The sequence below is a fragment of the Flavobacterium sp. GW823-FHT06G12 genome, from assembly GCF_058794775.1.
Genome location: NZ_JBXAHE010000005.1, coordinates 195,541 through 220,867, shown reverse-complemented (window position 1 = coordinate 220,867; position 25,327 = coordinate 195,541). Strand labels below are relative to the sequence as shown.

The 25,327-nt window shown below is 30.9% G+C and carries 24 protein-coding genes, 1 tRNA gene and 1 pseudogene; 17 read left to right on the top strand and 9 right to left on the bottom strand.

Going from position 1 to position 25,327, the window contains the following annotated elements; genetic code table 11:
* Window positions 1-129: 129 nt before the first annotated feature.
* The 3 genes from AC1Q5Z_RS19335 to AC1Q5Z_RS19325 form a co-directional block, all read right to left on the bottom strand.
* The gene (locus AC1Q5Z_RS19335) at window positions 130-363 is read right to left on the bottom strand and encodes a hypothetical protein (protein WP_492446457.1); all 234 of its coding nucleotides are present in this window, start codon (window positions 361-363) and stop codon (window positions 130-132) included.
* Window positions 364-664: 301 nt separating this feature from the next.
* Window positions 665-1,954: a DNA-processing protein DprA gene (locus tag AC1Q5Z_RS19330; RefSeq protein ID WP_492446455.1), complete on the bottom strand. Its 1,290-nt coding sequence runs from the start codon at window positions 1,952-1,954 to the stop codon at window positions 665-667.
* A gap of 1 nt (window position 1,955) precedes the next feature.
* Window positions 1,956-4,052 (bottom strand): RecQ family ATP-dependent DNA helicase, encoded by a 2,097-nt coding sequence (locus tag AC1Q5Z_RS19325; RefSeq protein WP_492446453.1) that lies wholly within the window; start codon window positions 4,050-4,052, stop codon window positions 1,956-1,958.
* Window positions 4,053-4,449: 397 nt separating this feature from the next.
* Between AC1Q5Z_RS19325 and rmuC the strand changes: the two are divergent.
* Window positions 4,450-4,779 (top strand): annotated as a pseudogene (gene rmuC / locus AC1Q5Z_RS19320) (DNA recombination protein RmuC); the annotation flags it as partial.
* A 67-nt stretch (window positions 4,780-4,846) separates the two neighbouring features.
* On the top strand, window positions 4,847-9,961 hold the full coding sequence (locus AC1Q5Z_RS19315) for an AAA family ATPase (protein ID WP_492446452.1): 5,115 nt from the start codon (window positions 4,847-4,849) through the stop codon (window positions 9,959-9,961).
* Window positions 9,962-10,190: 229 nt separating this feature from the next.
* Here AC1Q5Z_RS19315 and AC1Q5Z_RS19310 read toward each other — a convergent pair whose 3' ends face one another.
* Both AC1Q5Z_RS19310 and AC1Q5Z_RS19305 read right to left on the bottom strand, forming a co-directional pair.
* Window positions 10,191-11,435, bottom strand: a complete 1,245-nt coding sequence (locus AC1Q5Z_RS19310) for a relaxase/mobilization nuclease domain-containing protein (protein WP_492446450.1) — start codon at window positions 11,433-11,435, stop codon at window positions 10,191-10,193.
* Window positions 11,423-11,779 carry a plasmid mobilization protein gene (locus tag AC1Q5Z_RS19305; RefSeq protein WP_295094033.1) on the bottom strand — a complete coding sequence of 119 codons (357 nt, stop codon included), beginning with the start codon at window positions 11,777-11,779 and terminating at the stop codon, window positions 11,423-11,425. The genes AC1Q5Z_RS19310 and AC1Q5Z_RS19305 overlap by 13 nt, the downstream gene beginning before the upstream one ends.
* Before the next feature lie 695 nt (window positions 11,780-12,474).
* Here AC1Q5Z_RS19305 and AC1Q5Z_RS19300 point away from each other — a divergent pair.
* The 10 genes from AC1Q5Z_RS19300 to AC1Q5Z_RS19255 all read left to right on the top strand — a co-directional run bounded on the left by AC1Q5Z_RS19300 (window position 12,475) and on the right by AC1Q5Z_RS19255 (window position 18,759).
* Window positions 12,475-13,086, top strand: coding sequence for a hypothetical protein (locus AC1Q5Z_RS19300; RefSeq protein WP_492446449.1), 612 nt, complete (start codon window positions 12,475-12,477; stop codon window positions 13,084-13,086).
* Window positions 13,087-13,207: 121 nt separating this feature from the next.
* Complete coding sequence (locus AC1Q5Z_RS19295) at window positions 13,208-13,885, top strand: DUF6904 family protein (RefSeq protein ID WP_492446448.1); 678 nt, start codon at window positions 13,208-13,210, stop codon at window positions 13,883-13,885.
* 113 nt (window positions 13,886-13,998) lie between these two features.
* Window positions 13,999-14,433 (top strand): DUF5713 family protein, encoded by a 435-nt coding sequence (locus AC1Q5Z_RS19290; protein WP_492446447.1) that lies wholly within the window; start codon window positions 13,999-14,001, stop codon window positions 14,431-14,433.
* 444 nt (window positions 14,434-14,877) lie between these two features.
* Window positions 14,878-15,213 carry a DUF6882 domain-containing protein gene (locus tag AC1Q5Z_RS19285; RefSeq protein WP_492446446.1) on the top strand — a complete coding sequence of 112 codons (336 nt, stop codon included), beginning with the start codon at window positions 14,878-14,880 and terminating at the stop codon, window positions 15,211-15,213.
* A complete protein-coding gene (locus tag AC1Q5Z_RS19280) occupies window positions 15,213-15,587 on the top strand; it encodes a hypothetical protein (RefSeq protein ID WP_492446444.1) in 375 nt (124 codons plus the stop codon). Before AC1Q5Z_RS19285 ends, AC1Q5Z_RS19280 begins: the two co-directional genes overlap by 1 nt.
* A gap of 1 nt (window position 15,588) precedes the next feature.
* The gene (locus AC1Q5Z_RS19275) at window positions 15,589-16,521 is read left to right on the top strand and encodes a tetratricopeptide repeat protein (RefSeq protein WP_492446442.1); all 933 of its coding nucleotides are present in this window, start codon (window positions 15,589-15,591) and stop codon (window positions 16,519-16,521) included.
* Window positions 16,518-17,009: a contact-dependent growth inhibition system immunity protein gene (locus AC1Q5Z_RS19270; RefSeq protein WP_492446440.1), complete on the top strand. Its 492-nt coding sequence runs from the start codon at window positions 16,518-16,520 to the stop codon at window positions 17,007-17,009. The genes AC1Q5Z_RS19275 and AC1Q5Z_RS19270 overlap by 4 nt, the downstream gene beginning before the upstream one ends.
* 43 nt (window positions 17,010-17,052) lie before the next feature.
* Window positions 17,053-17,709 carry a DUF4240 domain-containing protein gene (locus tag AC1Q5Z_RS19265; RefSeq protein WP_492446439.1) on the top strand — a complete coding sequence of 219 codons (657 nt, stop codon included), beginning with the start codon at window positions 17,053-17,055 and terminating at the stop codon, window positions 17,707-17,709.
* A 49-nt stretch (window positions 17,710-17,758) separates the two neighbouring features.
* Window positions 17,759-18,070, top strand: coding sequence for a hypothetical protein (locus tag AC1Q5Z_RS19260; RefSeq protein WP_492446438.1), 312 nt, complete (start codon window positions 17,759-17,761; stop codon window positions 18,068-18,070).
* 29 nt (window positions 18,071-18,099) lie between these two features.
* Window positions 18,100-18,759, top strand: a complete 660-nt coding sequence (locus AC1Q5Z_RS19255; RefSeq protein ID WP_492446436.1) for a hypothetical protein — start codon at window positions 18,100-18,102, stop codon at window positions 18,757-18,759.
* A 90-nt stretch (window positions 18,760-18,849) separates the two neighbouring features.
* On the opposite strand, the gene AC1Q5Z_RS19250 is transcribed toward AC1Q5Z_RS19255, so the two are convergent.
* The gene (locus tag AC1Q5Z_RS19250) at window positions 18,850-19,272 is read right to left on the bottom strand and encodes a helix-turn-helix domain-containing protein (RefSeq protein WP_492446435.1); all 423 of its coding nucleotides are present in this window, start codon (window positions 19,270-19,272) and stop codon (window positions 18,850-18,852) included.
* A gap of 173 nt (window positions 19,273-19,445) precedes the next feature.
* Here AC1Q5Z_RS19250 and AC1Q5Z_RS19245 point away from each other — a divergent pair, with 173 nt between their 5' ends.
* From AC1Q5Z_RS19245 to AC1Q5Z_RS19225, 5 genes are all read left to right on the top strand, one after another.
* Window positions 19,446-20,303 (top strand): hypothetical protein, encoded by an 858-nt coding sequence (locus AC1Q5Z_RS19245; RefSeq protein WP_492446433.1) that lies wholly within the window; start codon window positions 19,446-19,448, stop codon window positions 20,301-20,303.
* An 11-nt stretch (window positions 20,304-20,314) separates the two neighbouring features.
* On the top strand, window positions 20,315-20,653 hold the full coding sequence (locus tag AC1Q5Z_RS19240) for a hypothetical protein (protein WP_492446431.1): 339 nt from the start codon (window positions 20,315-20,317) through the stop codon (window positions 20,651-20,653).
* Window positions 20,654-20,681: 28 nt separating this feature from the next.
* A complete protein-coding gene (locus tag AC1Q5Z_RS19235) occupies window positions 20,682-20,999 on the top strand; it encodes a hypothetical protein (RefSeq protein WP_492446429.1) in 318 nt (105 codons plus the stop codon).
* 282 nt (window positions 21,000-21,281) lie between these two features.
* Complete coding sequence (locus AC1Q5Z_RS19230) at window positions 21,282-21,491, top strand: hypothetical protein (RefSeq protein WP_492446427.1); 210 nt, start codon at window positions 21,282-21,284, stop codon at window positions 21,489-21,491.
* The gene (locus AC1Q5Z_RS19225; RefSeq protein ID WP_492446622.1) at window positions 21,448-23,004 is read left to right on the top strand and encodes a recombinase family protein; all 1,557 of its coding nucleotides are present in this window, start codon (window positions 21,448-21,450) and stop codon (window positions 23,002-23,004) included. Before AC1Q5Z_RS19230 ends, AC1Q5Z_RS19225 begins: the two co-directional genes overlap by 44 nt.
* Here the strand turns inward: AC1Q5Z_RS19225 and AC1Q5Z_RS19220 are convergent.
* From AC1Q5Z_RS19220 to AC1Q5Z_RS19210, 3 genes are all read right to left on the bottom strand, one after another.
* Window positions 22,964-23,036: transfer RNA gene (locus AC1Q5Z_RS19220), tRNA-Met, on the bottom strand. The genes AC1Q5Z_RS19225 and AC1Q5Z_RS19220 overlap by 41 nt on opposite strands.
* Window positions 23,037-23,127: 91 nt before the next feature.
* On the bottom strand, window positions 23,128-23,652 hold the full coding sequence (locus AC1Q5Z_RS19215) for a DUF4269 domain-containing protein (RefSeq protein ID WP_492446425.1): 525 nt from the start codon (window positions 23,650-23,652) through the stop codon (window positions 23,128-23,130).
* Window positions 23,645-25,177 carry a glycosyltransferase family 39 protein gene (locus AC1Q5Z_RS19210; RefSeq protein ID WP_492446423.1) on the bottom strand — a complete coding sequence of 511 codons (1,533 nt, stop codon included), beginning with the start codon at window positions 25,175-25,177 and terminating at the stop codon, window positions 23,645-23,647. Before AC1Q5Z_RS19210 ends, AC1Q5Z_RS19215 begins: the two co-directional genes overlap by 8 nt.
* Between the last annotated feature and the right edge of the window lie 150 nt (window positions 25,178-25,327).

Genomic DNA, 25,327 nt, shown 5'->3' with positions numbered 1-25,327 from the left:
AATGCTATAAACAAAAAAACACCACTTGTAATAAGTGGTGTTTTTTATTAGTAGCGGGAAGCATTCAAATATCTAACCAACTAATTGAAGATTACAATAGAATTTTAACATGTGCATCTTAATTAGTCTTTAGTTAACGTCTTTTAAGTTGTATATATCGTATAAAGTTGTCTTACTTATATCATTGGTAAATGTTTTCAAAATACACGTAAACTCTTGAGGCGTCCAATTTGACATTTGGTTTAGCAATCTTATTTTAATTTGAGTGTTATCAAAAAAAGTCAAAGTGAGTTCCCCCTTGTTAGGATCAATTAGTTCACTAACTTTTGTAGATAATTTGATTGCTTGTTCTCTTGTGTTCATATATGTTAATTTTAAAATGATTAATTGGCATATACACTAAAATACTGAAAATACTCCAAATCATAGCTGATTATCTCTATTGTAATAATGAACCAAATAAATAGTTGTTGTTTTATTTAAAAATTAGATATTTTAATAAAAAAAACAGGAAAAATCTAAGCTGGACATACTACTAAAACTTTATTGAAAACAGAAGATCCTTAAAGGAGTTTGAATGGGAATAACTTATAAGGCCTTCATATTTTTAAAGTTTTTTACAGAATAGAAATTAATTAACTCTAGTCAAATAAAACGAAAGACTTTAAATTTCTATTTTCATTCTTGATTTGCTATTTACTATATATCTAAGCGGATTTGTTTTTTTTAATAATAATTTTTGCTCGACACCCATTTTTAACCATTCATCTACTTGTTTAGAGGTTAAAACAAAAAGCTTCAATATTTCATCTTTAATTATTTCATTTGTCTCAAATTTAATATTTAATTTATAAATAAATAAATCAAAAAGTGAGGCATCTTCTATATTCAAATTAATTTGATTTACTTCATTCTTTAAGATATGATCTGTAGTTTTTATATCTTTTGTGTTTTGTAAATCTTTATTATCGCTGTCAATACTTTCTCTAAATAAATCTCCTTGTTTTAAATTAATTGGCTCTTTGTAAGGATTAACAAACAAGTCCTGTATATTGATTTTTAAATCTTCTGGTAACCATTTTGCACCTAGTTTAAAAACTTCTTCATTGCCTTTATTTTGATTCTTATTATTACAATTAACGACCCATAACGGCACCCATTTATTTAAAATATTTTCTTTAGAACCTTCCCAAGTTCCCCCTTTAGTATCTGATTTAATTACGATAGTAGCATTGGAAAGCACATAAATTAATTTATTTCTTCCCATTGCATTTCCTACATTGAAACCAGCTTCGGGGTTATATGGAGATATCAATACTAGCCTATTATTAATGATACTTTCACGATATATTTTTGCAGAAGATTTTTTTAATAGACTGTCGGCAACGATACCTATTGAATATCCATTTAAAGCTAAGGCATCAACCATAGAGTGCTCATCAACACCTCTTGCACTTCCAGAAACTATTCCATATCCTTGATCAACAATTTGCTTTACAATTACTTTAGTAGTATCTATATCTTGTATTGATATATTTCTTGAACCGACAATTCCAACATAATTTTTGTTTAGTAATTCCATATTACCAATTCCAAAAAGTATCGGAGGAACACGATCTTTGAGTTTTAATTTTAAATTTTCAGGATAAAATTCATCACTTCTATTAATTATCCAAATTCCTGCTTTAGACCATTTTTCTAACTTAATGGCAAGTGCCATTTTTCTATCTAACAATGATATTATCCTATTTTTTTCAATAGTCTTATCTGCCCAATTCTTTAAAATTGAATTTAATTCAATAGTTAAAAGATCTTCTGGTTTTAAATCATTTGACAATAGCCATCGAGCCATTCTGTTCCATTCCAATAAAGATAATGGTTTATAAATATTATCTAAATCTTTTGAAAAATATGATGTTAATAGTAATATGGCTTTTGTTCTTTCTGAAATCATACTATTCACTTACTGATGTTGATGTTAATGCTATTGGATAAACTAAACCTGAACCAGATTGTTTTAATAATGTTGTAGCTATAGTGAATGTCCATCTTGAATCTACAGCATCGTCTAACAAAAATACGGGTTTATTTTCAACTATACCATTAATTTCAAATACTCCATCTAAATTATTACATTGATGAAAACTATTTTCCTGTTCTTTTTGAGGTTGAGAATCTTTGATTTTTTTAATGATTGGTAAGAAAGGAATTCCTAATTTTTTAGATAATCTTTCAGCAAAATTAGATACTAGTTCCGGATGTCTTAAAGAAGGTATGCAGGTTAACCATTCTGGAAAAGGATCTGGTTGCCATCGATCCACTATCATTTCATACATAGCATCTACAAGTTCATCCCTAAAATGCCCAGAATGTTTATCATCAGAAACTATTTTGCCCCAGCCAGCGTCTCCCCAACGAGATAGAACTTTTCCTGTTTCCGCCTGTAAGTCTTTCTTTAAATTGCCTTTTAAATTATATTCGGGTAATGCATTTGGGACTATTTGTTTTCTCGGTAAAATATCAAATTCTGATTGCTTCAAATATATAGATGCTTCAATGACATTATTGTGAGCTACGGAAATGGGTAATATTGCTTTTCCTAAGCAATTTGCGCATTTACCACAATCTTCAATATTTGGGTCATCTAATTCTTTCTGTAAAAAAGACATTAAACACTTTTTCGTACTTAAATAATCATGAACTATATTCCATTCCAATAAACGCTGGTTTGTTAATCGTTCAATTTTTTCAGTATCCATTTGGTAATTAACAGCGGATCGTTTCAATTGTGCACCATCTTTAATAATTGGCGAAGGTTCTTCAACACTTAAATATTTAATTGTTTGATTAATCTGCCCAAGTTTTATATTTAGTACTTCTTGTATTTTTGGAATAGATAATCCATCATGGTCTTCCAGTGCTTTCAGTATATCTGCAACTGTTTTCTCAGGAGGGAAAGCATGTTCTCTAAAATATTCATGAATTTCTGCATCTTCTTGTCCAGATAATAAAATTCCATGAGCACTTTTTATCGCTCTACCTGCACGCCCCACTTGTTGATAATAGCTAATAATGGAGTCAGGCGCTTGAAAATGAATTACAAAACTAAGATCTGGCTTGTCATAACCCATTCCTAAAGCTGTGGTCGCTACTAGTACTTTTAAATCGTTATTATACAAAGCATCTTCTAAATACTCTCTGTATGTGTTCGAGTCGTCAAAATTATCATTTTGAACATCAGAATAATATGATGCTGAATCAATTCCACATTCATTTAACCAATCTGTAACTGTTCGAGCATCACGTTTAGTTAAAACATAAATAATACCGCTACCTTCTAATTTAGGAATATTTTCTTTAAGCCAAGCCAATCTGGATGCTTGATCATTTAGTTTAATATTTTGAAGATTTAAACTTTCTCTAGTTAGCAAACCTCTTATTATGCTAATACCGCCAATTTGTTCTTTGATATCATCTATTACTCTATCATTAGCAGTTGCTGTAGTCCCTAAAACAGGCATTCCTTGAGGCATTACTTTTAAGATTCCCACAATTCGTCTGTAATCAGGACGGAAATCATGACCCCAATCTGAAATGCAATGAGCCTCATCAACTACAAACAGCCCTATTTTGTCGGCAATTGGATAGAGGACTTCATCAATAAATCTCTCGTTAGACAATCTTTCTGGCGAAATAAGAAGGCAGTCAACTTCATTCCTGAGAACTGAGTTTTTAATATCTTTCCAATCCTCAATATTAGTTGAATTTATTGATACAGCCTTTATATCTAAACGTTCTGCAGATTCAATTTGATTACGCATTAATGCCAATAAAGGAGATATGATAATAGTTGGGCCTTTTCCTTGATCTCTCAATATTCTAGTGGTTATAAAATAAACGGAGCTTTTTCCCCAGCCCGTACGCTGTATAACAAGTAATTTTTCTTTATTAAAAATTAATTTTTGTATAGCTTCCCACTGACCATCTCTAAATTGAGCATGATTATTATTGAGAGATTTTCTAAGTAGTGTAATTGCTTTATCCTTATCCATACTATGTTCGTAGATTTAATAATATTAAAGTTGGTTACTACATTTTCATTTCAACCACTATCTAAGATTTCTTAAATAAGTTTGAAATAACTTTGTTTGAATGAAATTCTTATTAATTCAATTACTGTGCTCGGTAAGAATTATATTGCTAATATATTAAATAGTCATAAATTATAATTATCATTTTAATCTAGATTTGTTATTTATATTAAAACCCTCAACATGATTAAGAGTGCCATAGTATTAAATAAGGTTATTTAAAATTAAATTTCATATAAACAGGTATAACTACTTATTAATAGATATTTAATAATTGATATTTTTGAGCGAACTGTAATATTTAAAATACTTGCATTATGGTTTTCCGTAAAAGAAATTAAGTACTAAATATTAATATTTAATTACTTCACTGAAACTAATTGTTGATCTTTGGAAAAGAGAATATCAGAATCAGAATGCTGTTGAAATAGCAGAAAGAGGCGCAAAATTATATGATAAATTTGTAGGATTTGTGTCAAATTTAGAATCTGTGGGAAAATCAATTGATAGAGCCCAAGAAAATTATAACGATGCATTCAAACAACTCAGCACAGGTAATGATAATTTGGTTATACAAGCTACAAAGCTTAAAAATCTAGGATTGAAAAATAAAAAAGATCTGTCCAAAGAAATAGTTTCACTATCATCAGTTGACATATTATCTGATTCGAGCAAAGAGATTTTATAAGTTATTATGTAAATTCATTAATAGGGAAAAGAAATTGTACATTTGAAATTATAAAATTTTTAGATTAATGAGTGTTATAAATCAATACATTACTTTTTTAAAAGAATATAAAAAACTTCTAGAAAGAGGAGTTAAAGACGTATTATCTAAAAGTTTATCATCAAATTTTGTTTGGATAGATGAAATAAATGAATTAACTAAATCAGAAATTTGCAACTCTAATTTAGTAAATATCTTTTCAACAAATTTTGAAAGGCAAACGATTATATTTTCGCTAGCAAAGCCCAAAAAGCCAAATATAAAAATACCAGATGAGTTTATACAAACCATAGAATTTGATGAAGCTAAAAATAATTTTTCAAGTATTAACAAGGAAGATCAAGAACTTATTCTTTTCCAAAATAGTATAAAGGGGAAGATTGAAATCGATAAAATAAAAGTATTTGAAAAAAATAAAGCCATCTATTCTAAATTTTATAGAGCTTATAACGATATTAAGAATGATTCAAATTTAGAAATTGTTTTAAGTTTAGCTCTTATTCAATTCTCAAAAAATAATCACAATAAAAATATTTCTAAAGTTAACCAGCATCTATTTCATTTTCCCTTAAGTTTAGATATTAATTCAAATAATGAAATAAGAATTAAATTTTCTGAGTTAGAAAGTCCATATTCTGATTTTTTTTTCTTAAATAATACCCCTATTGAGAAAGATATTTTAAGTAATATCGTTGATAGTTTTGAATCTAAAATTCTCGAATTTGGTTATGATTTTATCTATGAGGATGATTTGAAAAAATTAATTTCAAATTCAATACAGAAAATTTCTGATAATTCGGAATTTCAAAATTCCATTTTAAAGCCAGAAAGTGATTTTTACAAAGAAGATTTTTTTAAAATTTCATTTTCACCCGCAATAAATTTTAAAGTTAAAAGACCACGATTTTTTGAAAAATTAACCGATTCAATAATTGATTATAATTTAAAGAATGAAAATGATTCAGACCTTTTAAATTTATTAATTAGAAATCCTGAAATTAAACATACTAATTCATATCCAAAATCAAATTACTTTATTGATGAGCTTTTTGAAAATCACAAAGACAAAGCAAATTCACTTAATGCTGAGGAGGATTTTTCGGTGTTTTTTCCTTTACCGTATAATAATGAACAAAAACAAATTTATGAAAATTATTTAAAAAATAGATTAACAGTTGTTACAGGTCCTCCTGGGACTGGTAAATCTCATACGATTGTAAATATTTTATGTTCACTACTAGCTCAAGGTAAAAGAGTCTTAGTAACTGCCCAAACTGATAAAGCTCTAGAATCACTTTTAGATAAAATCCCAGAAACGTTTGATGATTTAATTTTTACGAAAATTCAATTAGAAACAAATAAAAACAGATTTTCATTAGAAAATAGTATTAGCAAAATTTCAAGTATTCTAACAGATAATTTTCATACAAACATTGAATCTAAGATAAAAGATTTAAATAAGCTAAAAGAGGATTACGTAAGTTTGAAATCTAAAATAATAAACGCTTTAGAAAAAGAATATAATGAAATAACTATTAATGAATCTTTTTCAAATTTAAAAGCTTATCAAATAGTTGAAAAAATTGAAAGCAAAAATTCAAATGATTGGAATTGGATAAAAGATAATTTATCACTTGAGCATTTAAATGACTTTAATAGTTTAAAAAAAACAATTGATAATTATATTAAGTATCAAAATGTAAATACTAATTACAGCCAAATCATTGATTTTGATCTTAATGATATTTATAAAAAATTAAAGACCTATGATTTTTCTGAATTTATAGAAATGCAGAAAAATATTGAACGATTGACTAGCAAACTAAAAGTAGATGATGAATTAAAAGATAAATTTTTAAGCATTGATTTAGAAAAAATTGTGCAAGTTTTGAGTACTTTTTCAAATTCTGAAGTTGTTTTAAAAAAACAAAATGATTTAGATGTTTTATTAAAAAAGATAAAGCCTATTCCCCAGCTAGAAAGTATTACGACAAATATTACCTTTTCTAATATTGTAAATAACGAAACGAAATATCTCTTAGATATCGAAACTTATTATTCATTCATTAGTGAAGAAAAAGTAGGTTTTTTTAAACGATTAGATTCTAAATTTAAAAAAGTAGCTTATTTAGAAGATATAACAATCAATGGGATAAAGACAAATACCAAGCAGGGTATGTCGAAACTTAAACTTTTTTTTCAAGCTATTTGCCTTATTAATAAAAACTTCGATTTATTAAAAAGTAATGGTTATTTTTTTGATTACGATGACAAAGCTGATATTGAATCAAAATCAGAAATTTTAAAAGAAACAATCTCACAAGTTAAACGAAATGGGGAATTACTTAAAATAATTCAGTTTACAAATATCGTCGAATTCACAAAATTTGTGAATATTGACAAATTTGCAATAGAAGAATTAACAGAGAAAGCAATTGAATATCAGGAGGATTTTAATGAATTAAAAGTATTGGAGTTTAAGTTCAAAAATATTTCTAGGGAATTAGCCGAAATCAGTTCAATTATTCTAAAATCAAAAATCCGAGACGATTTTAAAAGTTTATTACCACTCGAAAGAATTGTTGATATTGAATCTTTTGATCGACTTTTTTCAAAATTAGAAGATATTAAAAATCAATTGAGTAACGAGAAAATTTTTAAAGAATCTAAAGAGCAATTAAAAGTAGTTTTACCTTTAACTTTTGAAAAAATAAATCAAACGTCATTAAATTTTATTACTAAAGAAAATTTTGAATTTGCTAATGCAAATGCATATTTAATATTAAACGAATTTATTGATATTCAAAAGACTAAAGAGGATCTTTCTTTTATTAATAAAAAAATTTACAGTACTAAATGCGATATACTTTTTGATTTAGCAAAAGACAATTTTAGAAAAAAATTCGACGAAAATGAGATCAATGATTTTATTAATTTGCTAGAACAGTATAAATATAATTTAAATCAAAGTAATAGAAAAATAAGAAATCAAACTCAATATCAAATTTTAACAAGAAAAAATAGTGTTCAAATAAGCAAAAAACTTTCTTGTTGGGTTATGAAATTTAATGATGTTTTAAATTCTGTTGGTAACGAACCAGAAATCTTTGACTGTATCATAGTTGATGAAGCAAGTCAGTTAGATTTTAATAGCTTACTGCTTGGTTATTATACTGAAAACATGATAATTGTTGGTGATGATAAACAGACCTCTCCTAGTAGTTTAACGGGAGCGGATGGAAATGATTTTGAAGCAATAAAAAACAAATATTTGCATTTTTTGGATTCAAATATTGTTCACATAAAAAGTGATAATAGCTTATTTACGCTTTCAAAAATGATTGCTGGGAATTCTAATCTCGAATTGAAAGAGCATTTCAGATGCGTTCCAGAGTTAATTGAATTTTCAAAGTTGAATTTTTATAATAATTCACTTAGACCTTTAAAGCAGATTAATGGAGATAGACTTCAACCGAAAGTGGCTATTTTTATTGAAGGTGCTTTTACAGAAGAAAAAATTGTCAACAAAGAAATAGAGCAGATAAAATCTTATCTACGAAATATTTTAAACGATGAAAAGTATTCAAATAAAACAATTGGTGTTGTTAGTTTAGGTCTGGCAAAACATACTGAGAAGTTAAAAGATATAAAAGAGGATTTAGCTAACGAATTTGGAAAAGACAAAATCGATAAACATAAATTAATTATCGAAGATTCTCCTAAATTTCAAGGAGATGAAAGAGATGTAATGCTTGTTTCACTAGGTGTAGCTATTGATTTTGAAAAATTAAATAAAAATGAAAATTCAAAGCCACGAGCTATAATTTCTGATCAAGATGAATTTAAGAAAATCAATGTTGCATTAAGCAGAGCTAAAGAACAAATGATTTTATTCCATTCTGTTAAGGCAAAAGATTTAAATTTACATGATTTTAGAAATAAAATTTTAAACTTTTTCTATGAAGAAGTGAAATCAATAGAAGAGTTAAAATTGGATTATAGCAGTGAAATTCGGAATTTACATAATGTGCCGAATATCTTTGATAGCTGGTTTGAATATGATATTGCGAATGCATTAATACAAAGAGGATTTGGTTATATTGAGCCTCAGTATAAGGTGAAAGAAGCTGAGACTTATTATAATCATAAAACAAGTAAGCAATCATATGTGAATTTTAAACTTGATTTAGTGGTTCATAATAATGGAAAAAGGGTAGCAATAGAATGCGATGGTGATCCTTTTCACTCTTTGCCTGAAGATGTTTCTTATGATATTGAAAGACAAGAATTCTTAGAAAGAGTTGGATGGAAAGTTTATAGGATTTTATATTCTGCGTACAAAAGAAATCCAACTAACGAAATAGAAAAAATGATTGATTTCATAAATAAAAACACAAAGAAGGATGAAGTAAAAACATTTGTTATTTCAGAAGAAGAAATTGAATACGATGAATCTCAAAGTGATGAAGAAGTTCATACCCTTGAACTATTTGAAAGCCCTACAAGAACGTATCAACATAAATCGTTCATTGATTTAATAGAGGATGAAATTGTTGAAACTGAAAAAGATCATTTCTCAATAAAAGAAAATGAGAATATTGAAGATGAAATTTTGAGATATTTTAATCTTTTTGAAAATGGAATATATAAGATGCAAAAAGATCCAGAAGAATTTTGTTTGCATTCCTTACCAATTAGTAAAAAATATATTGACGGATATTTATTACAGTGTTATGACAATGGTCATATTAATAAAGTTTATGTTAGAACATTATTGGAAAAAAGAATTGATTATAAATATTCAAATGGTAAAAATCCAAATGCCAAAATTCAATATTTAAAACTTATAGAGGATGATGCAGTAATTGGTTTGAAATTTAATAAGGGTAAAGAAATAATTTTTAAAGCTCACAAAACTGAAAATATTTCAAATAGGGAGCAACTACATTTACAAGGTTATAAAGTTATTTATCAAAAATTTGAAAATGTAGAATATAAAGTATTACCTAAAAAAATATCATCTGAAATTGCTAGGTTAACATTTGAAAGTTTTAGCGCAAATGGAAAAGAGACTAGTAATAAACACTATAAAGATGAATGGAATATAATTAAGAAATTTATACCAAGTATAATTGAATTGTAATTAAAGTGTAAAGACTTTAATTACAATTCAGTTCATTAGAGATTAATTCGTTTTTATATTTCTTAATTTTATTTACAAGTTCTTTTTTTGATGATCTATACTTTATACTCAATAAATTTTAAGCTAATTTCAATATCCGTTATGCAAATTTCCCTTTTCTGGCTTTTTTTGGATGTGTTAACAAAAATCGGAGACAAAGTTTAGGGTAAAAAAATGCAACCTAACTATTTTAAATCCCTTTATAAAATCTTCTTTTCTTCTTTTGTTTAAACTGTTTCGAAACATAGTCATTTATCTTTTCCCCGCGAAGCAGTATATCTGCCAGATTTTCTTTTACATACTCTTGCGATTCGAGATTTTGAAGCTTTTCTGAAGCAGTTGAATTGGAGTTTTGGTATTTCCTTTCAAGTTCAAGAATGTTCATTGCACAGCTTTCCTGAATCCCTTTTGCGCTGAATTCTTTTCCTAGACTGCTTCCATTGACAACCGACTGTGTCTTAAAGTCTATAAAAGTAATTCCATAAAGTTTTCCCTCACTGCTTTTTCTTAAAACAGTATGAATGGCTTCATCTTTGAGCCTTTCGGATAATCTCTCGACAGAAATCATTCTTTCATCAGAAAAAGCCTGTCTCAAAGAATTTCTGATACGGCTTTTGCAGTATTGTTTCTTTGCTTCATTGACTCTGAATTTTTCCTCCAGAAATTTTAAGGTAGGTCTGCTGTAGAATTCGCTGGCTTTTATCGGCACACCTATCGGTTTTGAATTCTGGTCAAGTATCTTGTAAAGCAGTCCATTGTTTTTAAAAACTCTTGATTCCTCGCTTCCCCTGTCAGCATGAACATTATAGAGGTTTAAAATCGCGTTGAGTTCAGGCAGACTTGAGTACTTGTAATCAAGTAAAACCTTGTTTAAAACTGTATTGATCGCCTTTTTGGACTCTGCTTTTCCATACTGGACTTTGCCTACATCTATCGGATTTAACGAAAACTGTTCTTTCTGTTTTCTTCCTTCGGCTTTTACAAGCCCGAACATTTCTTCAATTTCTTTTCGGGCAGGTTCTGATTTTCTAATACCTAATAAATGCAGATCGATTCTTTTTCCGTCTCTCTGAATGTTGTTTGTCACTATATGGCAATGCGGATGACCCGCATCATGATGCTGATACACCAGATAAGGTTGTCTGCCGAATCCCAGTTTTTCCATATAGGTGTCTGCTATTTCAGCCAGTTTTTCTTTCGAATGATTCTCTGAAGGATCAAAGTTTAGCGAGATATGCACCGTGTTTCGCTTCGCATTGGTATTGAGTTCTGCCAGTTTTAGAAAGCGGTTTAATTTTGAAGTGAAACTCAGTTTTTTCAGTTCCAGCGGATAATTAACCGCACTGATGCATTCCGCTTTTCCGATCTCAACTTTATTTTCGTTGTAATTCAGAATGGCTTTTATGGACGAGCTTGTTTTTATCACTGCAACCATTTTTCTGCTATTTTCTGGGTGTGGCCTGAGACCTCTTCCATTTTATCAAAAAGTCTTTTTCTCTGGATTTCGAATAGATAAAGATGCCCTTTAAAATCGGGAACAGTTTTGAGCGTGTTTATCTTTCTGGCAATCTGATTGATATTATTGCCGATTGCCCGTAATTCGGAAGTAAGTACGGCTGTCTCTTCCATCAGTTCGTCTAAAGACTGGTTTCTGTAGGTGGCTACAATTGGTTTGTTGAATAAGTGGCTTCTGATGTGGTCACTTAATTTTCGGCAGGTGCTTGCTCTGAATCTTTTTTCCAGTTCGGCATACTCCAAAGGAGTGAATCGCAGTCCCACGATTCGTGTTCTGTTTGAATTTTCTCTTTTCATCATCTTTCATTTTCATTGTTATCAAACTCTTTTCTTTTAAGTTTCTCCACCGCCGAGTTCCGAGGCAATAGGTGGCAAGATAGGCGGTTGTTAAACAACCGTTCATCTTGCTGATTGCAGGAACGTGGCAATCTTTGGAGATTTTTAAAAGCAGGCTTCTAATTTAGCGAAAATATTTATATGTATCATGCGCAAAATATGGTCATGATAGCTGTAGGCTGTTACAAATGGACAAATGCTAAAAAAAAGAAAAAGGAAAAAAAGAAAGCAGTCTTGAATTGGACTTTCAGACAGGTGAAGTGCTATAAGTCCCGAAGGGCATTTTTTGAGGAACGAAGAAAAATGTTATGCGCACTTCTCTGGCTGTGTCCAATATTTTGCTTTGCTTTTTTTTCTTTTACTGGGAGTAGAATTTAGGATACTTAAAAACTGTCTTGAGTACTTCACTGTAGACCATAATTTTGATGCCATAGAAAACAATTTTGATTTTATGGGAAACCGTATAGTTTATCTGTTTTTTTTATGTAGTATTGTGGTTAGACGCTAGTTTATATCTCGTGAACGTCTTTAAGAGATAAACATTCGATGTAAATCGCCAATACGAAGCTGTTAGTGACATAAAGATGGTTAACGTAAATAATAAAACATAATTAACGGACAAAATGAAAACGTTTTTAATAATATTAGGACTGATAGTTTTAGTAATTATAATTTTTGGTCTTTACAGACTTGTAACGGTAAAACGACAAAATAGTAAACTAAACGCAGAACGATTTGAAAGAGTAAAAGAACTTTACGACAAACTTGAAAGCGGCCAAAACCTAATAGAAAAAGATGTTTTGCCGTTTGCTCAAAATCTTTTGACAAGAGAATCATCATACCAACTTTTAAGAGACCAAAATAAGACCGATATTTTTCCGAACGAATATTATACGATTGTAAAAGGTGCAGAAAGTAATCTTGCAAATTGGTTGGAATTTCCAACGGAGCTTAATGCTTGTCCTGATGAAATAGAACACTTGAAACGAGTGACTTATGACTTCGACGGACAAAATAATTTTGTCCATTATGAAGTTTTCAAATGCAGAGTTAATGAGCCGCATTGGGCAGCAAAAGACGGTTGGTTTTTAGGAGTTGTAGGACCATATTTTGACGACAGTAAACCATACGACTTTCCTCATGCAACATTTAGTAGAATAAATAGCACATTGAATAATGTAACAGCAGAGGAAGAAGCAAAATGGGTTCACGAAAATATATCCTTGAGACGATAAACAAGAAACCTAGTTGACCAAATCAGTTTTGCATCAGTAGGCAGACATATAGTGGAACTATTAAAAATTTGCCAACGCAAAATCCGAGTCTATAAACAACAATTTTAAAGAGAACAGAATAATGATATATATAATTCCAACAAGAGGAGGCTTAGGAGTTGAAATTTGGGGGACATCTGAAGATTTAAATAATTTTTATGAAATTATCAGCAAGTTTTGGAATGATGAAAACAAATTAAACAAAAAAGGATTTAAGAATAGAGATGATTTAATTAGTGGGTTTTCTTATGAAATCCGTAAGGCAAAGGACGGAGATAGATTAAAACGAGACAACAGCCATTTTTCATTTACTCAACAAAATCATTATGGTGCTCAAATATCTTGGGTTCATTTTTTATTTTCACTTGCTTCATTGAAATTTAACATGAGATATAGTGAAACTAATAAACTTGATATTTCACAAATTCTTTTAATTGAATTTTGGCTCGAAAAAGCAATGAAGGACTATGATGAAATTGGAGCTAAGAATTTAATTGGTTTTATAGAAGATGGGCTTTATGGAGGTAATGATTATATATATCAATTTATGAGAAGCATTAATCTTGATTTCTTCCTTTTAGGAGGTGGAAAGCGAGCTTTCAGAAAGCTGCCTGAATTACTAAAAAGAGGTGTGTTTTATACAGAGGAATATAAAAGTTATCTAACGTTTTTAGAAACAGACGCTAAGAAGCTAAACTGTGAAATATCTGAACTTGAAATAAATGATGATGATTTTGACTATGAAAATTTGAAATGGTAAAAATGATTACATATTGCTGTTGTAAATGATCTATGGAGTTAGATCAATTAACTTATGAAACCTTATTTTCAATTAGTCGAAACATTTAGCTCAATCTTTTAGTTTTTTAAAATATGAAAAACATTATAATTTTATTAGTCTCTTTGGTTTTTACAAGCTGTCTAAATAAAAATCATTCTTCAGATGGGGAAGTTATTGCTGTTAAACAAAATGATCTGAAAAATGAGAAGATTAGAAATTATAGGATTTTAGAAGAAATGTACAACGATTCTTATTTCCCTTCACAATCTGTTGACAAGGTCAGAGATGTCTTATTGGAATTTTGTTTCAATATTGAGAAAAGCAAGCCTAAGAATCTTGATCAATTATATGAATTGTCTCATACTGCTACTGAGAAAATTAATAACCTGCAAGATGATTTCTATAGAAACGGGAGCGAACTTGAAACAGGGGCTAGAGAAGCAATAGCGATGGATTTCGATTTTATTTGCAAATCATACGGTTTCAAGGCAGATGTCGAAGAGCTTATTGCAAATAGGGATTGGTAAAGTTAGAATTAACTTGCTTTACAATTAGCTAATAAACTTTTAGCATGAAATAAAAAAAGAGACTGTAAAGTCTGTTTTTGTGCGAATTAATATATCTTTTATAAAAGCTTACTTGGCTTTTAGTAATTTTTCTAAATATTCAACTTTGTCTTGTTCAATTTTCAATAATCTTTTGTAAAGTTCTTTATTTTACCTACAGATTCCATTAATTTATCAGATCTGTTAAAAGTCTCGAATGGCATTTTTTTGAGGAACGAAGAAAAATGTTATGCGCACTACTCTGGCTGTGTTCAGTACCGTACTTTGCTTTTTTTTATTTGCTTTTTTCACTTTGAAGAGAAGAAATTGTTTTTATATTCGTACAAAAATAACACTTAGCATTTTAATCAGAGTTTGTGATTTGCTGATACATTTACAGCTAGGATTACTATAAAAACATTAGATATGGCATATGAAGATTTCTTAACAGATTGTTTTCGCGAATTACAAAAAATGCAAGATGATTTAAATAAAGCGTATGATATTAATTCTTTTACAAGTTGGAACTATGACCAGCCGAGTGGTATTATAACACTATCTAAGCCTGATAAAACTATTAATTTCAGATATTATCAAGTTGGCACTTATTCCACAGCATCTAAAACTTGGAAATGGTCGTGGGACAATGAAAATACATCTAAAAACGTAGTTGTTGATATTGAAAAAATTAGAGGTTTTGGAATTGCAAATAAATATGAGAATCTAATTAATGGGAATTATCTTCTATCTGCTGTAATTTAATGGGCGGTATTGGAGTGTATAGACCTGTTGTTGATCACTTAAAAATTCACATTGTATTAACTGAACTGATAGATAATGGTTTAGCTGAAAGAGAAAAGACCAAATATGTTGATTGTGAAAATCATGATAGAAGAAGAAGGGCATTTATATGTCAGCATTTAAAAGAAGGAAGCAGAAACGGATTCGAAGAATCATTTGAAACATTTGAAGATATGGAATTCGAATATGAAGATGATGATTTTGTGGCTTGGTGTAACGAATGTGAGAAATTGAGAATCAAAGAAGGTGGTTTGTCAGAAAAATGCTGGGAAGAAGGCAAATTTAAAATTGTTTGTGAAAAGTGCTATTTCAAAATTAAAGAAACAAATACCTAAAATGAAAAATCAAATTCTGATTTTATTAATATTTTTAAAAACGTTAGCAGCCCAAGGGCAAAGTAAAATGGTAAATAAATTTATCACTTGGGATGATTTTGTAAAAGGATTTGGCAAAGAGATGGTATCCGCTGAAGACGTATTTAAAAATATGTCTAACAGCGGATTGAAGGACAATTGCTTAACTAAAATGGATTTTACTTTTATTTCTGACGATAAGGAAAATCTAATCCGATTATCCGAATTCTTAAACTCCCATTATCCATATGTATTGCATGAAGTTAAGAAATATGGATCTCTTTGGGAAGTAAACGGAGAAACAAATGAAATACCAATGACTGCAGACAATTTAATGTATTGGAGTTTGGATATGTACAAAAGAGGATATGAATTTGATTCGACTCTTGATGCTTATGGAGGATTATTTGATCCACGAAACCCAAATTTTCCAGACTTGGATAATTCGAAAGCGGAGTACTATTTTGATAAAGGTATTGACTGTTATAACAATGGAGATTTAAGCGGCTCAATATTTAATTGGTCATTGGTAATTGCAATTGATTCAAAAGATCCAAATGCTTATTATTCAAGGGCAATCGTAAAGAATGAACTTTACACTTGGAAATCTGCTCTTAAAGATTATGACAAAGCTATAGAGATTGCTCCAAAATTTGGAAGCGCTTTAATTAATAGAGGCGGATTAAAAGATGAAAACGGAGACTATCAAGGTGCGATTGCAGATTATGAAAAAGTACTGCAGCTTGATGATTCATCACTTGAAAATAAACAGCAGGCATATTTTAATCTTGGAAATACAAAACTTAATTTAAAGGATAAAAGAGCAGCTTGTGAAAATTGGAATAGAGCATTGGAACTTGGTGCAGATTATGCTAGAGATAAAATTGATGATTATTGTAAAGGAAAAAAGAAATGAATTTTCTTAAAACTATTTTTGGCAGTAAAAAGCCAGTCGTACAAAGTATTAGTGTAATAAAATATCCTGATAGAATTTTCTTTGAAACTTATTATAAAATAGTTAACTCATATTCTACAAGATCGACGGAAATTACAATCTCAGAAATCAATATTTCAGATTTTGAGATAGGTAAAACAATTCTTAGACATCTCGATTTATCCAGAACAATAAAGAAATTTACGAACAAGGAAAGAGTAGGAAATTATGAAGCGTACAAAAAAATTACGGGATTAAAATCTATAAAAGCTCAGATGAAAGATTCAGTTTATGTATCTATTAGCCGCCAAAATAATCAGATTACATTCTACCCGACAATTAATGGAGGAACTTCTGGTCAGCGAAAAGGATATCATTTCTTAGACAAAGAAAAAATCGTTATTGAAGATAGTGATGATTTCCAATCAATTGGGGAAGCATTGAAATTAGCTTTGGAGAAATGTAGCTGAGTAAACCAAAAGTTAAAAAAAAAACAGTAGTTAATAGTAGAAAATGAAAAAGTTTAAATTCATATTATTTTTAGTGTTGGCAATAATTTCATGTCAGTTAAAAAACAAAAACGAATCAGAAGAAAAAAGTAAAAAGATAGTTAGTGAATTTATAAAAGGAAATAAAATGGATGAAACCGAATTCTGGAAAATAATTGATTATTCAATTGCAAATTCCAAGAATGACAAATTAGAACAGGAAAAAATAATTGTTGAAAAACTATCAGCGTACAGTCCTGAGCAAATTATTGAATTTGAAATAATTCTTAGACAGCTAATTATTCAAGCAGATGATTTTAAAATAATGGGAGCTCAAAAAATTATAGAAGGATATGTTTCTGATGACAGTTATTTATATTTTCGCTGTTGGCTAATTGGAAAAGGTGAAGAAATTTATAATGGAACCACTAAAAATCCAGATTTTTTGTCAGAAACAATTAGCCGAGACGAGGAGTTCTATTTTGAAGGGTTGCTTTATGTTTCAACAAAAGCATATAAAATAAAAACAGGTAAAATTGAAGAAGATGCAACCTTTCCAAGAGATGTGGCATATCTAAAAGGTTTAGACTATGATTTTGGGGCACCGCCAACGAAAGGTGTGGATTGGAAAGAGGAAGATCTGCCGACATCATATCCTAAATTGTGGAGGTTCTTTAATTAAAAAAATAGCCAATATTTATCGAAATGAAATAAACAAAAAAATGTGAGATATGACATTAAGCCAAGCGATTATAAACTGTATGGATTATATGGATACTGAGGAATCTATTTATTCAATTTATGCTAAAAGAATAGATGGAAAATTTCAGCCAGATTCTGAAGCTTTAGTTTTAAAATTGACAGTTGAAGAAATGGAAATGAAATCAATTGAAGTGGCCGAAGAAAAATGTCCAGGATTTGACTATTTTTTAGAAATTTTTGTTTTAAAAGATTTTTACGAAGATTTATTAAAACTTGAAGAATTCAAATCAGATACGAAAAAGGTTGAAAGAATTATTTATTATGCAGAATTTGATGCCTAAATAAAACGGATAATTATTAAAAACATTATATGATAGAAGAACTGCTTAAAAAAACTAACAATAAAAAGTTTTATAATGATTGCGATTTGAAGCTTGAATCTTATAGATTTGAAACTTCAACAAGTTCTTTGGAAATGATACTTTCAATTAATCAGAACAGTTATGATATACCTATTGAATATGAACAATGGAAATTATCATGCAGAAATACTGAAAAATTCGACGGTTTTTTTTGGAGCTTAACTTTGCCTTACGTTAAAATGAAAATTTTGCACCATCATCCTTTATTATTAATCTTTCATGAAAACGAAATTGAATGTGAAATCATAGGCAGGCCAGCGAATGTCAATGAGTTTATTGGAGATATCAGTAATGCTCTGGAGAAAGAAACTGGAAATTGGATTACCGTCAATGAATACTTTTGGAATAATGAGGAATTCTACCAAAATTATGCAAAGAGAACAATCATGACGCCTAAGTCTTTAGGTAATTCCATACTGAAAGTTTGTGAAAAGCATAATATGGGCTTTCAAATAAAAAGTGAACTCGTTGGTGAAAAAAAAGGGTATGCAGATAAACCAAATGCTAAAATTCTAATTTTTGGCAATGAAGATGTTAGTCCTAATGATTTTAATCTTAGACAACCATATATAATTGCAGAAGAATTTATCGCAGAAAGAATTAAATAATGCGACGGAATATTTAATTGGAATTTTGTTAAACAAAAAAGAGACTCTAAAGTCTCTTTTTGTGCGAATTAATATATCTTTTATAAAAGCTTATTTGGCTTTTAGAAGTTTTTCCAAATATTCGACTTTGTCTTTTTCGGCTTGAACCAAACGTTCATATAGTTTGATCTGCTGTTCATGAGCTTCTATTAGTTTATCTAATGGATTAAACGAACAGTGATTAGAATACGGTGCATTAACAATACCACCAGTAATGTCGTTATCGTATATATTGTTGAAATAATTAATCACACCTTCATCAGAAAAGTTTTTAATTGCCTCCACACTTACATCTAAAGCTTTTGCCACTTCTTTTAATTTTTCATCGTCAATTGTTTCACTGTTTTCTAGAATAGAAACAGCCTGCTGGTTTGTACCCATAGCCTGTGCCAATGCTTCCTGCTTCATGTCTTTCAGTTCACGGATACGGCTGATCTTGCGCCCCATGTGGTTTGGTTTTGTTAGTGTGCTCATAGCTCAAAGGTAATAATTAAGAATAAAAAAGCCACATTTATGTATGATACATATTTTCTCATGTACGGTACGGGACATTTTGATAGCGTACCATACAGGTAATCGCTTACTTGCCAGTGTGTTTAGCAAAAATACAATTTTTCAGACAAGTATTAACTAAAATGAGTAAAATTATGAAAGCAATTCAAAACACCGCATCCGACTTGATTTATCGAGTTATTTCACAGAACATCGATCCAATAGGCATCTACTGTTTTGCAGAAAAGAAAAGCAGTTATACTTTTAATGAGCCTTTCCAGAAATCTGTTCAGAAAGAAAAGCATATCCATCTTTATCTGCTTGTCGTAGCCGAAGAGTTCGAAGATAACATAGGCAATGACATCACCGATAAAATAAAGAGCAGGTCAAGAGGCGAGATAACGGTAACCATTCTGCTTCACAGAGTAAGAAATATTATAAAACTATATGGAGACCAGCAGTATTTCTTCTGGAACATTTTTAAGAATGCACAGAGAATCCATAGAGACGCACACAGATCGCCTATAATCTGGGCTAAGAATCCAGAAAAGAGATATGTGAAAAGCACTTCAGCATACGCAGGAGACAGAAGAAATGTTACGGCATCAATTTGGGATCTCATTTATAATAACGATCAGTATTTTTCCTATGAAGTCAGAATGTGCTCCCTTCATCAGATAGTGGAACAGACCTGTCTTTCTCTTATAAGGGTATTTCTTGGATATACGCCTAATCACTTCTCACTGGGCTACTTATTTGAGCTTTGCGAATACTTCACCAGCTTGACTTCTGAATACTTTCCCCGAAACAGCAGGGATGAAAAAAATATGTTCAAGCTTTTGAAAAAGAATCCAAACACGCTTCGATTCAGCAGAAGGAACAGTTTTGATTATCTGTACTATGGGCTGATGGAAGACAGATGCCGTGATTTTATGAAAGAAGCAGAAGCCATGATTCAGAAGGAACTGGATAGGCTTGAGGGAATTCTTCAGGATGTGACATTATCAGCATAAAAGCGGAAATCATGGAAACCGATGAAATCAAAAAACTGGAAGACATCAGGGTGTTAAGCGGAAAACTGCTTAATACCCTGAAAAAAGCAAAGGATAAAAGAGGGATGTATAATGCAGAAATCAGGGTTTATGGCTATTGCGAACTCGGTTCTGTTGTCAGAAACCTTATGAAGCTGTGCATTATCGCTTTAGATCAGGACAGCGCAGAAGTTCCGCCTACAATTCAAAACCAATACATTGATATTGGGCTTATACTGGGAATTGCTTTGCAGTTATTTCCAGTTGACGAACTTGAATTTTTAAATGAGATTACGGATCTGTTTTCAGAAAATAAAGAAGAAACAGAATAGCCAGCATAAAGTTTTAATATTTAGAATTATGGAAACTGATAAAATAAAAACACTGGAAGAATTTAAAGATTTTGCATCCTATCATTTTAAACTGCTCAAACCTGTTCAGGACAAAGACGGGGAATCAGTGCGGGAGATAAGATTTTATGGATATTCAGATATGACGAGTCTGGGAGTGAATCTGATCCGCATGTGTTTGAATATCATTTATTCGGATGAAATTGATAACAGAGAAATATACATGGGTTCCGTTCTGGAACTTGCCCTTCAGCTTATTCCAAGCGCAGAAATAGAGGTTCTAGATGAAATATACAGAATGCTCAATGAAAAGAAAGAAGATGAATGAATATTGGGCTTATCAATGGTTTAAGTACCGTTTTCATGAACATATTATGTCCATGACATTGAGGGAAAAGCATTTTATCTTTGTTCGAATCAAAAATTGGATTGAGTGATGATAGGTAAATTTTGCTTATGATCCTCAGTGGATTAGGTTTTATATTTGTATTATCCCCACCATATTTTGATCAGGATAAAATGAAAAAAGTTTTTTAACTTTAGAGCGGACAGTGATTGTGGAACAAAAAAGACCGAGATTCGGTCTTTTTTTAATGAAGAGGAATTTCAAATGGAGAAGGATGGAAGAGAAGAAAGAGGAAAAATGACGGCGGAAAAGACCAGAAAAATGCTGAAAGATGAAGGAGTGGAAGTAACGCTGGAACAGGCGGTAATGATTTTAGAATTTTTAAGAAAACTGGCAAACATGGCAGTTTCAAACTATTTAAAGAAAAAAGATGAGAAAAATAGCAGACCTATACGTGAGAGTGAGTACCGATGAGCAGGCAGACAGGGGCTACTCACAGAGAAATCAGGAAGAAATGCTTCGCAAGTACTGCGATATAAATGCAGTTGAAATAAGACATATTATTTATGAAGACCATTCGGCAAAGACATTCAACCGTCCGAAGTGGAAGAAACTGCTTGCGGATCTAAAGAAGCATAAGAATAAAACCGATCTTCTGCTGTTTACCAAATGGGACAGGTTCAGCAGAAATGCAGGGGATGCCTATCAGATGATCAGTATGCTCAGAAAACTGGGAGTTGAGCCTCAGGCTATAGAACAGCCTTTGGATCTTTCAATACCCGAGAACAAAATGATGCTGGCTTTTTATCTGGCTGCTCCCGAGGTGGAGAATGACCGTAGAGCCCTTAATACCTTTCACGGAATGAGAAGAGCTAGAAAAGAGGGAAGGTATATGGGAATTGCTCCTATCGGTTATATTAACCGAGTAAAAGAAGACGGAATAAAATACATTGCATTCGACCAGCCAGAAGCCTCTATCTTAAAATGGGCTTTTGAAGAACTTTCCAAAGGAATTTTCAATACGGAACAGGTGCTTCACATGGCAAAAGAAAAAGGGCTTAAAGCAGGCAAAAACCATTTCTGGAGAGCGATCCGCAATCCTCTTTACTGCGGTAAGATCGAAGTTCCTAAATATAAGGATGAGGAACGCACTTTAGTGAGAGGACAGCACGAAGCTTTAATTTCGGAAATGCTTTTCTATAAAGTTCAGGATGTGCTTGACGGAAGATCGCGCAAATATCTTCCAAAAGCTCTTTCAGCCAAGCCTTTTCCGCTGAGAGGTTTTTTCATCTGTCCCGACTGCGGGAAAATATTGACTGGAAGCATATCTAAAGGACGACATAAGTATTACCCGTATTATCATTGCAGTGCAGGTTGCAGATACAGGATTAATTCGGAAACAGCGAATGAGATATTTATACAAAACCTTAAAAAATATGTGCCAATTCCTGAAATCAAAAACATCTATGCCAATGTCATAGGCGACTGTTATAAAGAACAGATTAAAGATGTCTTGGAAGAGAAAACTAAAATATTAAGCCAGATCAAGGATTATCAGACCAGAATCTCAAATGCAAGAGATCTTCTTGCAACAAAACAGATAGACGCCTCGGACTACCGAGATATGAAGTCGGATTACGGAGAGATGGTAAGGAGGCTTGAATTAAAATTATCTGGTATCGATGATGAAAATAAAGATATTCAAGAGCTTTTAAAAGCGGGAGTAGACAACCTGATGAAGCTTAACGAATATTATGAAAACGGCAACTGGATTGAATCTAGAGATTTATTAGGTTCGATTTTTCCTGAGAATTTTACGATCTCAGAAAATGGGTTTCGAACCGCAAGGGTAAACGAAGTAGTGCATCTCATTTACAGTATTAACAGGCTGATAGGGTTAAATAAAAAAGGGACAAAGAAGAAAATTTCTTCTTTGTCCCAATTAGTAGCGGGAACAGGACTCGAACCTGTGACCTTCGGGTTATGAGCCCGACGAGCTGCCTACTGCTCTATCCCGCGATGTTTCGGGTGCAAAGATACACACTAAATACGGTTATGCAAATAATTTTAGTACTTTATTTTTTATAATTTTTAAAAACAACGTTTTTTCTCATACTTTATATTTCAATAATTCTTTGTAAATGTTTCCTTCTAAGCCTAATAGCAAGCCAAATGCAGGTTCGGTTTTTATGCCACTTTCTTTTAGTTTTATGATCTCCAATCTGAAGTTTTCGTCTTTTGAGCTTAAAATTTGGTGCTCGATTACCATATGTTTATAGCCATTTTGATGTTCGGTTGGTATATTTTGTCCAAAGATTTCGATTTCAAAAGCATCAATAAAGAAATTTGCAATAACAGATTCTTGATTATTAATGAGATCTTCTTGAATGGTAAAACGATCTTCTTTTTCAAACAGTTTTTTTACCTTATCAATAAAATTAGATTTGTTTTTCCAGTAACAGATAATATCCAAATCACTGTTTTCGATATCAATATTTATCGGAATCGTACCAACCAAAATAGGATCAAATGCAGCAAGATTTTCTAGAACTCTATATTGGGTTAAAACAGTAAATGCAGCTTGCTGTTTAGTATTTCCGGTTTGCAAATAAGATAAATCCTTGAAATTAATCATTTATAATCTTGTTTTTCTCTTCGTTGATTTCTTGCTCTAATCTCTTATTGATATCGACTTTTGAATTCCTGAAAACAAAAATTGTAGCGCCATATCCTCTAGCGTATTGATTTGTGACTTGACCGCCAATAACAGCAGACTCAAAATACGGACTTGTTTCTTTCATTTCTTTCTCGTTTTCTTCAAAATCTTTAACACGAATAAGATTTTTATACTTAATGCTAAGATCAAACCAATTTAGATAATCGGCATTGAAAGAAACAGCTTTAATTCCTTTTTTAGAATAATAATTAATCGCTCCGGCTTGTCCGTAATTATCGCAAAGTACAATAGTTTCTTTTTGATTTGGGAGCAAGGCATAAAGCGAATCTGTTTTTCTAGCCAATTCTTTCCAACCTAGCATATCGGCAAAATCCTGAGGAAGATGATGATCTTTTCCGTCTTCCCAACGAAGCAGTCCCAGTTTTTTGTACGGTTCTGAATGTGCAACCATATATTCTGGACTTTTATTTGGAAAAGCAACATGATAAATGGGAATAAAAAGCAATAGCGGAATCAGAATGAAAATAGGTTTTAAAAAACGTTTCCATCCGTTATTTATCATTTCTGAAATATAAGCGGCTCCAAAAGCAAGATAAATAGGATACAATCCAATCACGTAATAGGCTTTTGCTTTGAAGTAAATAAAAATTAAAAGTGTGAAAACAAATGATGCAAAAAAGAGCTGATATTTTCTGAAAGGCTGATAGAATAAAACCGAATAAAGTCCAGCTAAAATCACAAATAATCCGCCAACAAAAAATAGAATTTGTTCTTTTAGAAAATCACCTAAATCTACATTTACCAATTGCGTTTTCGCCAATTCTTTCATGTGATGCACAATTGGAAAATGATTGCTGTATTGCCAATACAAATTGGGTAGAATTAAAACCAATCCTAAAATTAGAGCAAAATAAAATTCTTTTTTTGCTAGTATTTTTCTTTGTTTAGAAAGCAAAATAGCAGGAACTAATCCGAGTAATAAAAACACGATATTGTACTTATTCAAGAAACCAAAAGCGAAAACTACGCTGCCAAAATAAAGCCATTTTGTATTTTCTGAAGTCAGATATTGAATTAAAGCATAATAAAGTGCGGTCCAACATAAAATATCGAGCGAGTTTGGCTGATAGAGCATGTTTAAACGCAGTAGGCATGAAAGCAAAACGCACAAAGCTCCAAGTATTAAAGCGTAAAGATTGCCTTTGAGAAGTTCAATAGTTTTCCAGACAATTAAAAGCGTTAAAGCACCAAATAGAGCAGGGAAGAACTTTACCCAGAAAACCGAATTTCCAAGCAAAAGAATAGTATACGAAAACCAAGACGTAACCGGAGGAACTGATAAATAGCCCCAAGCTAGATGGTTTGCTTGATCCAGATGTAGATATTCGTCGCGCTGCAAATCATATTCGGGACTGATTAAGACATATTGCAGAATGAATTTTAGAATTATAAATCCGAATAGAATCAGGTTTTTTTTGGTCATGTAGATTTTGGCTTTTAGGGTTGTTTGATTTTTATGTTGCAAGTGGTTTTAAATCAACGGATGATTTTGTAGCTAAGATAGGACTTATTTTGATTTTTGAATATCTGAAATATTTCGGGATTAAATGGTTTAAAGTTCAGATATTTAAGT

Coding starts and splice junctions, on each gene's coding strand:
- AC1Q5Z_RS19240 (WP_492446431.1), top strand. CDS start 20,315: ATGGAAACCGATGAAATCAAAAAACTGGAAGACATCAGGGTGTTAAGC.
- AC1Q5Z_RS19325 (WP_492446453.1), bottom strand. CDS start 4,052: ATGGATAAGGATAAAGCAATTACACTACTTAGAAAATCTCTCAATAAT.
- AC1Q5Z_RS19265 (WP_492446439.1), top strand. CDS start 17,053: ATGAAAAAGTTTAAATTCATATTATTTTTAGTGTTGGCAATAATTTCA.
- AC1Q5Z_RS19285 (WP_492446446.1), top strand. CDS start 14,878: ATGGCATATGAAGATTTCTTAACAGATTGTTTTCGCGAATTACAAAAA.
- AC1Q5Z_RS19230 (WP_492446427.1), top strand. CDS start 21,282: ATGGAGAAGGATGGAAGAGAAGAAAGAGGAAAAATGACGGCGGAAAAG.
- AC1Q5Z_RS19315 (WP_492446452.1), top strand. CDS start 4,847: ATGAGTGTTATAAATCAATACATTACTTTTTTAAAAGAATATAAAAAA.
- AC1Q5Z_RS19255 (WP_492446436.1), top strand. CDS start 18,100: ATGATAGAAGAACTGCTTAAAAAAACTAACAATAAAAAGTTTTATAAT.
- AC1Q5Z_RS19210 (WP_492446423.1), bottom strand. CDS start 25,177: ATGACCAAAAAAAACCTGATTCTATTCGGATTTATAATTCTAAAATTC.
- AC1Q5Z_RS19245 (WP_492446433.1), top strand. CDS start 19,446: ATGAAAGCAATTCAAAACACCGCATCCGACTTGATTTATCGAGTTATT.
- AC1Q5Z_RS19300 (WP_492446449.1), top strand. CDS start 12,475: ATGAAAACGTTTTTAATAATATTAGGACTGATAGTTTTAGTAATTATA.
- AC1Q5Z_RS19235 (WP_492446429.1), top strand. CDS start 20,682: ATGGAAACTGATAAAATAAAAACACTGGAAGAATTTAAAGATTTTGCA.
- AC1Q5Z_RS19335 (WP_492446457.1), bottom strand. CDS start 363: ATGAACACAAGAGAACAAGCAATCAAATTATCTACAAAAGTTAGTGAA.
- AC1Q5Z_RS19280 (WP_492446444.1), top strand. CDS start 15,213: ATGGGCGGTATTGGAGTGTATAGACCTGTTGTTGATCACTTAAAAATT.
- AC1Q5Z_RS19275 (WP_492446442.1), top strand. CDS start 15,589: ATGAAAAATCAAATTCTGATTTTATTAATATTTTTAAAAACGTTAGCA.
- AC1Q5Z_RS19270 (WP_492446440.1), top strand. CDS start 16,518: ATGAATTTTCTTAAAACTATTTTTGGCAGTAAAAAGCCAGTCGTACAA.
- AC1Q5Z_RS19260 (WP_492446438.1), top strand. CDS start 17,759: ATGACATTAAGCCAAGCGATTATAAACTGTATGGATTATATGGATACT.
- AC1Q5Z_RS19225 (WP_492446622.1), top strand. CDS start 21,448: ATGAGAAAAATAGCAGACCTATACGTGAGAGTGAGTACCGATGAGCAG.
- AC1Q5Z_RS19295 (WP_492446448.1), top strand. CDS start 13,208: ATGATATATATAATTCCAACAAGAGGAGGCTTAGGAGTTGAAATTTGG.
- AC1Q5Z_RS19250 (WP_492446435.1), bottom strand. CDS start 19,272: ATGAGCACACTAACAAAACCAAACCACATGGGGCGCAAGATCAGCCGT.
- AC1Q5Z_RS19330 (WP_492446455.1), bottom strand. CDS start 1,954: ATGATTTCAGAAAGAACAAAAGCCATATTACTATTAACATCATATTTT.
- AC1Q5Z_RS19215 (WP_492446425.1), bottom strand. CDS start 23,652: ATGATTAATTTCAAGGATTTATCTTATTTGCAAACCGGAAATACTAAA.
- AC1Q5Z_RS19290 (WP_492446447.1), top strand. CDS start 13,999: ATGAAAAACATTATAATTTTATTAGTCTCTTTGGTTTTTACAAGCTGT.
- AC1Q5Z_RS19310 (WP_492446450.1), bottom strand. CDS start 11,435: ATGGTTGCAGTGATAAAAACAAGCTCGTCCATAAAAGCCATTCTGAAT.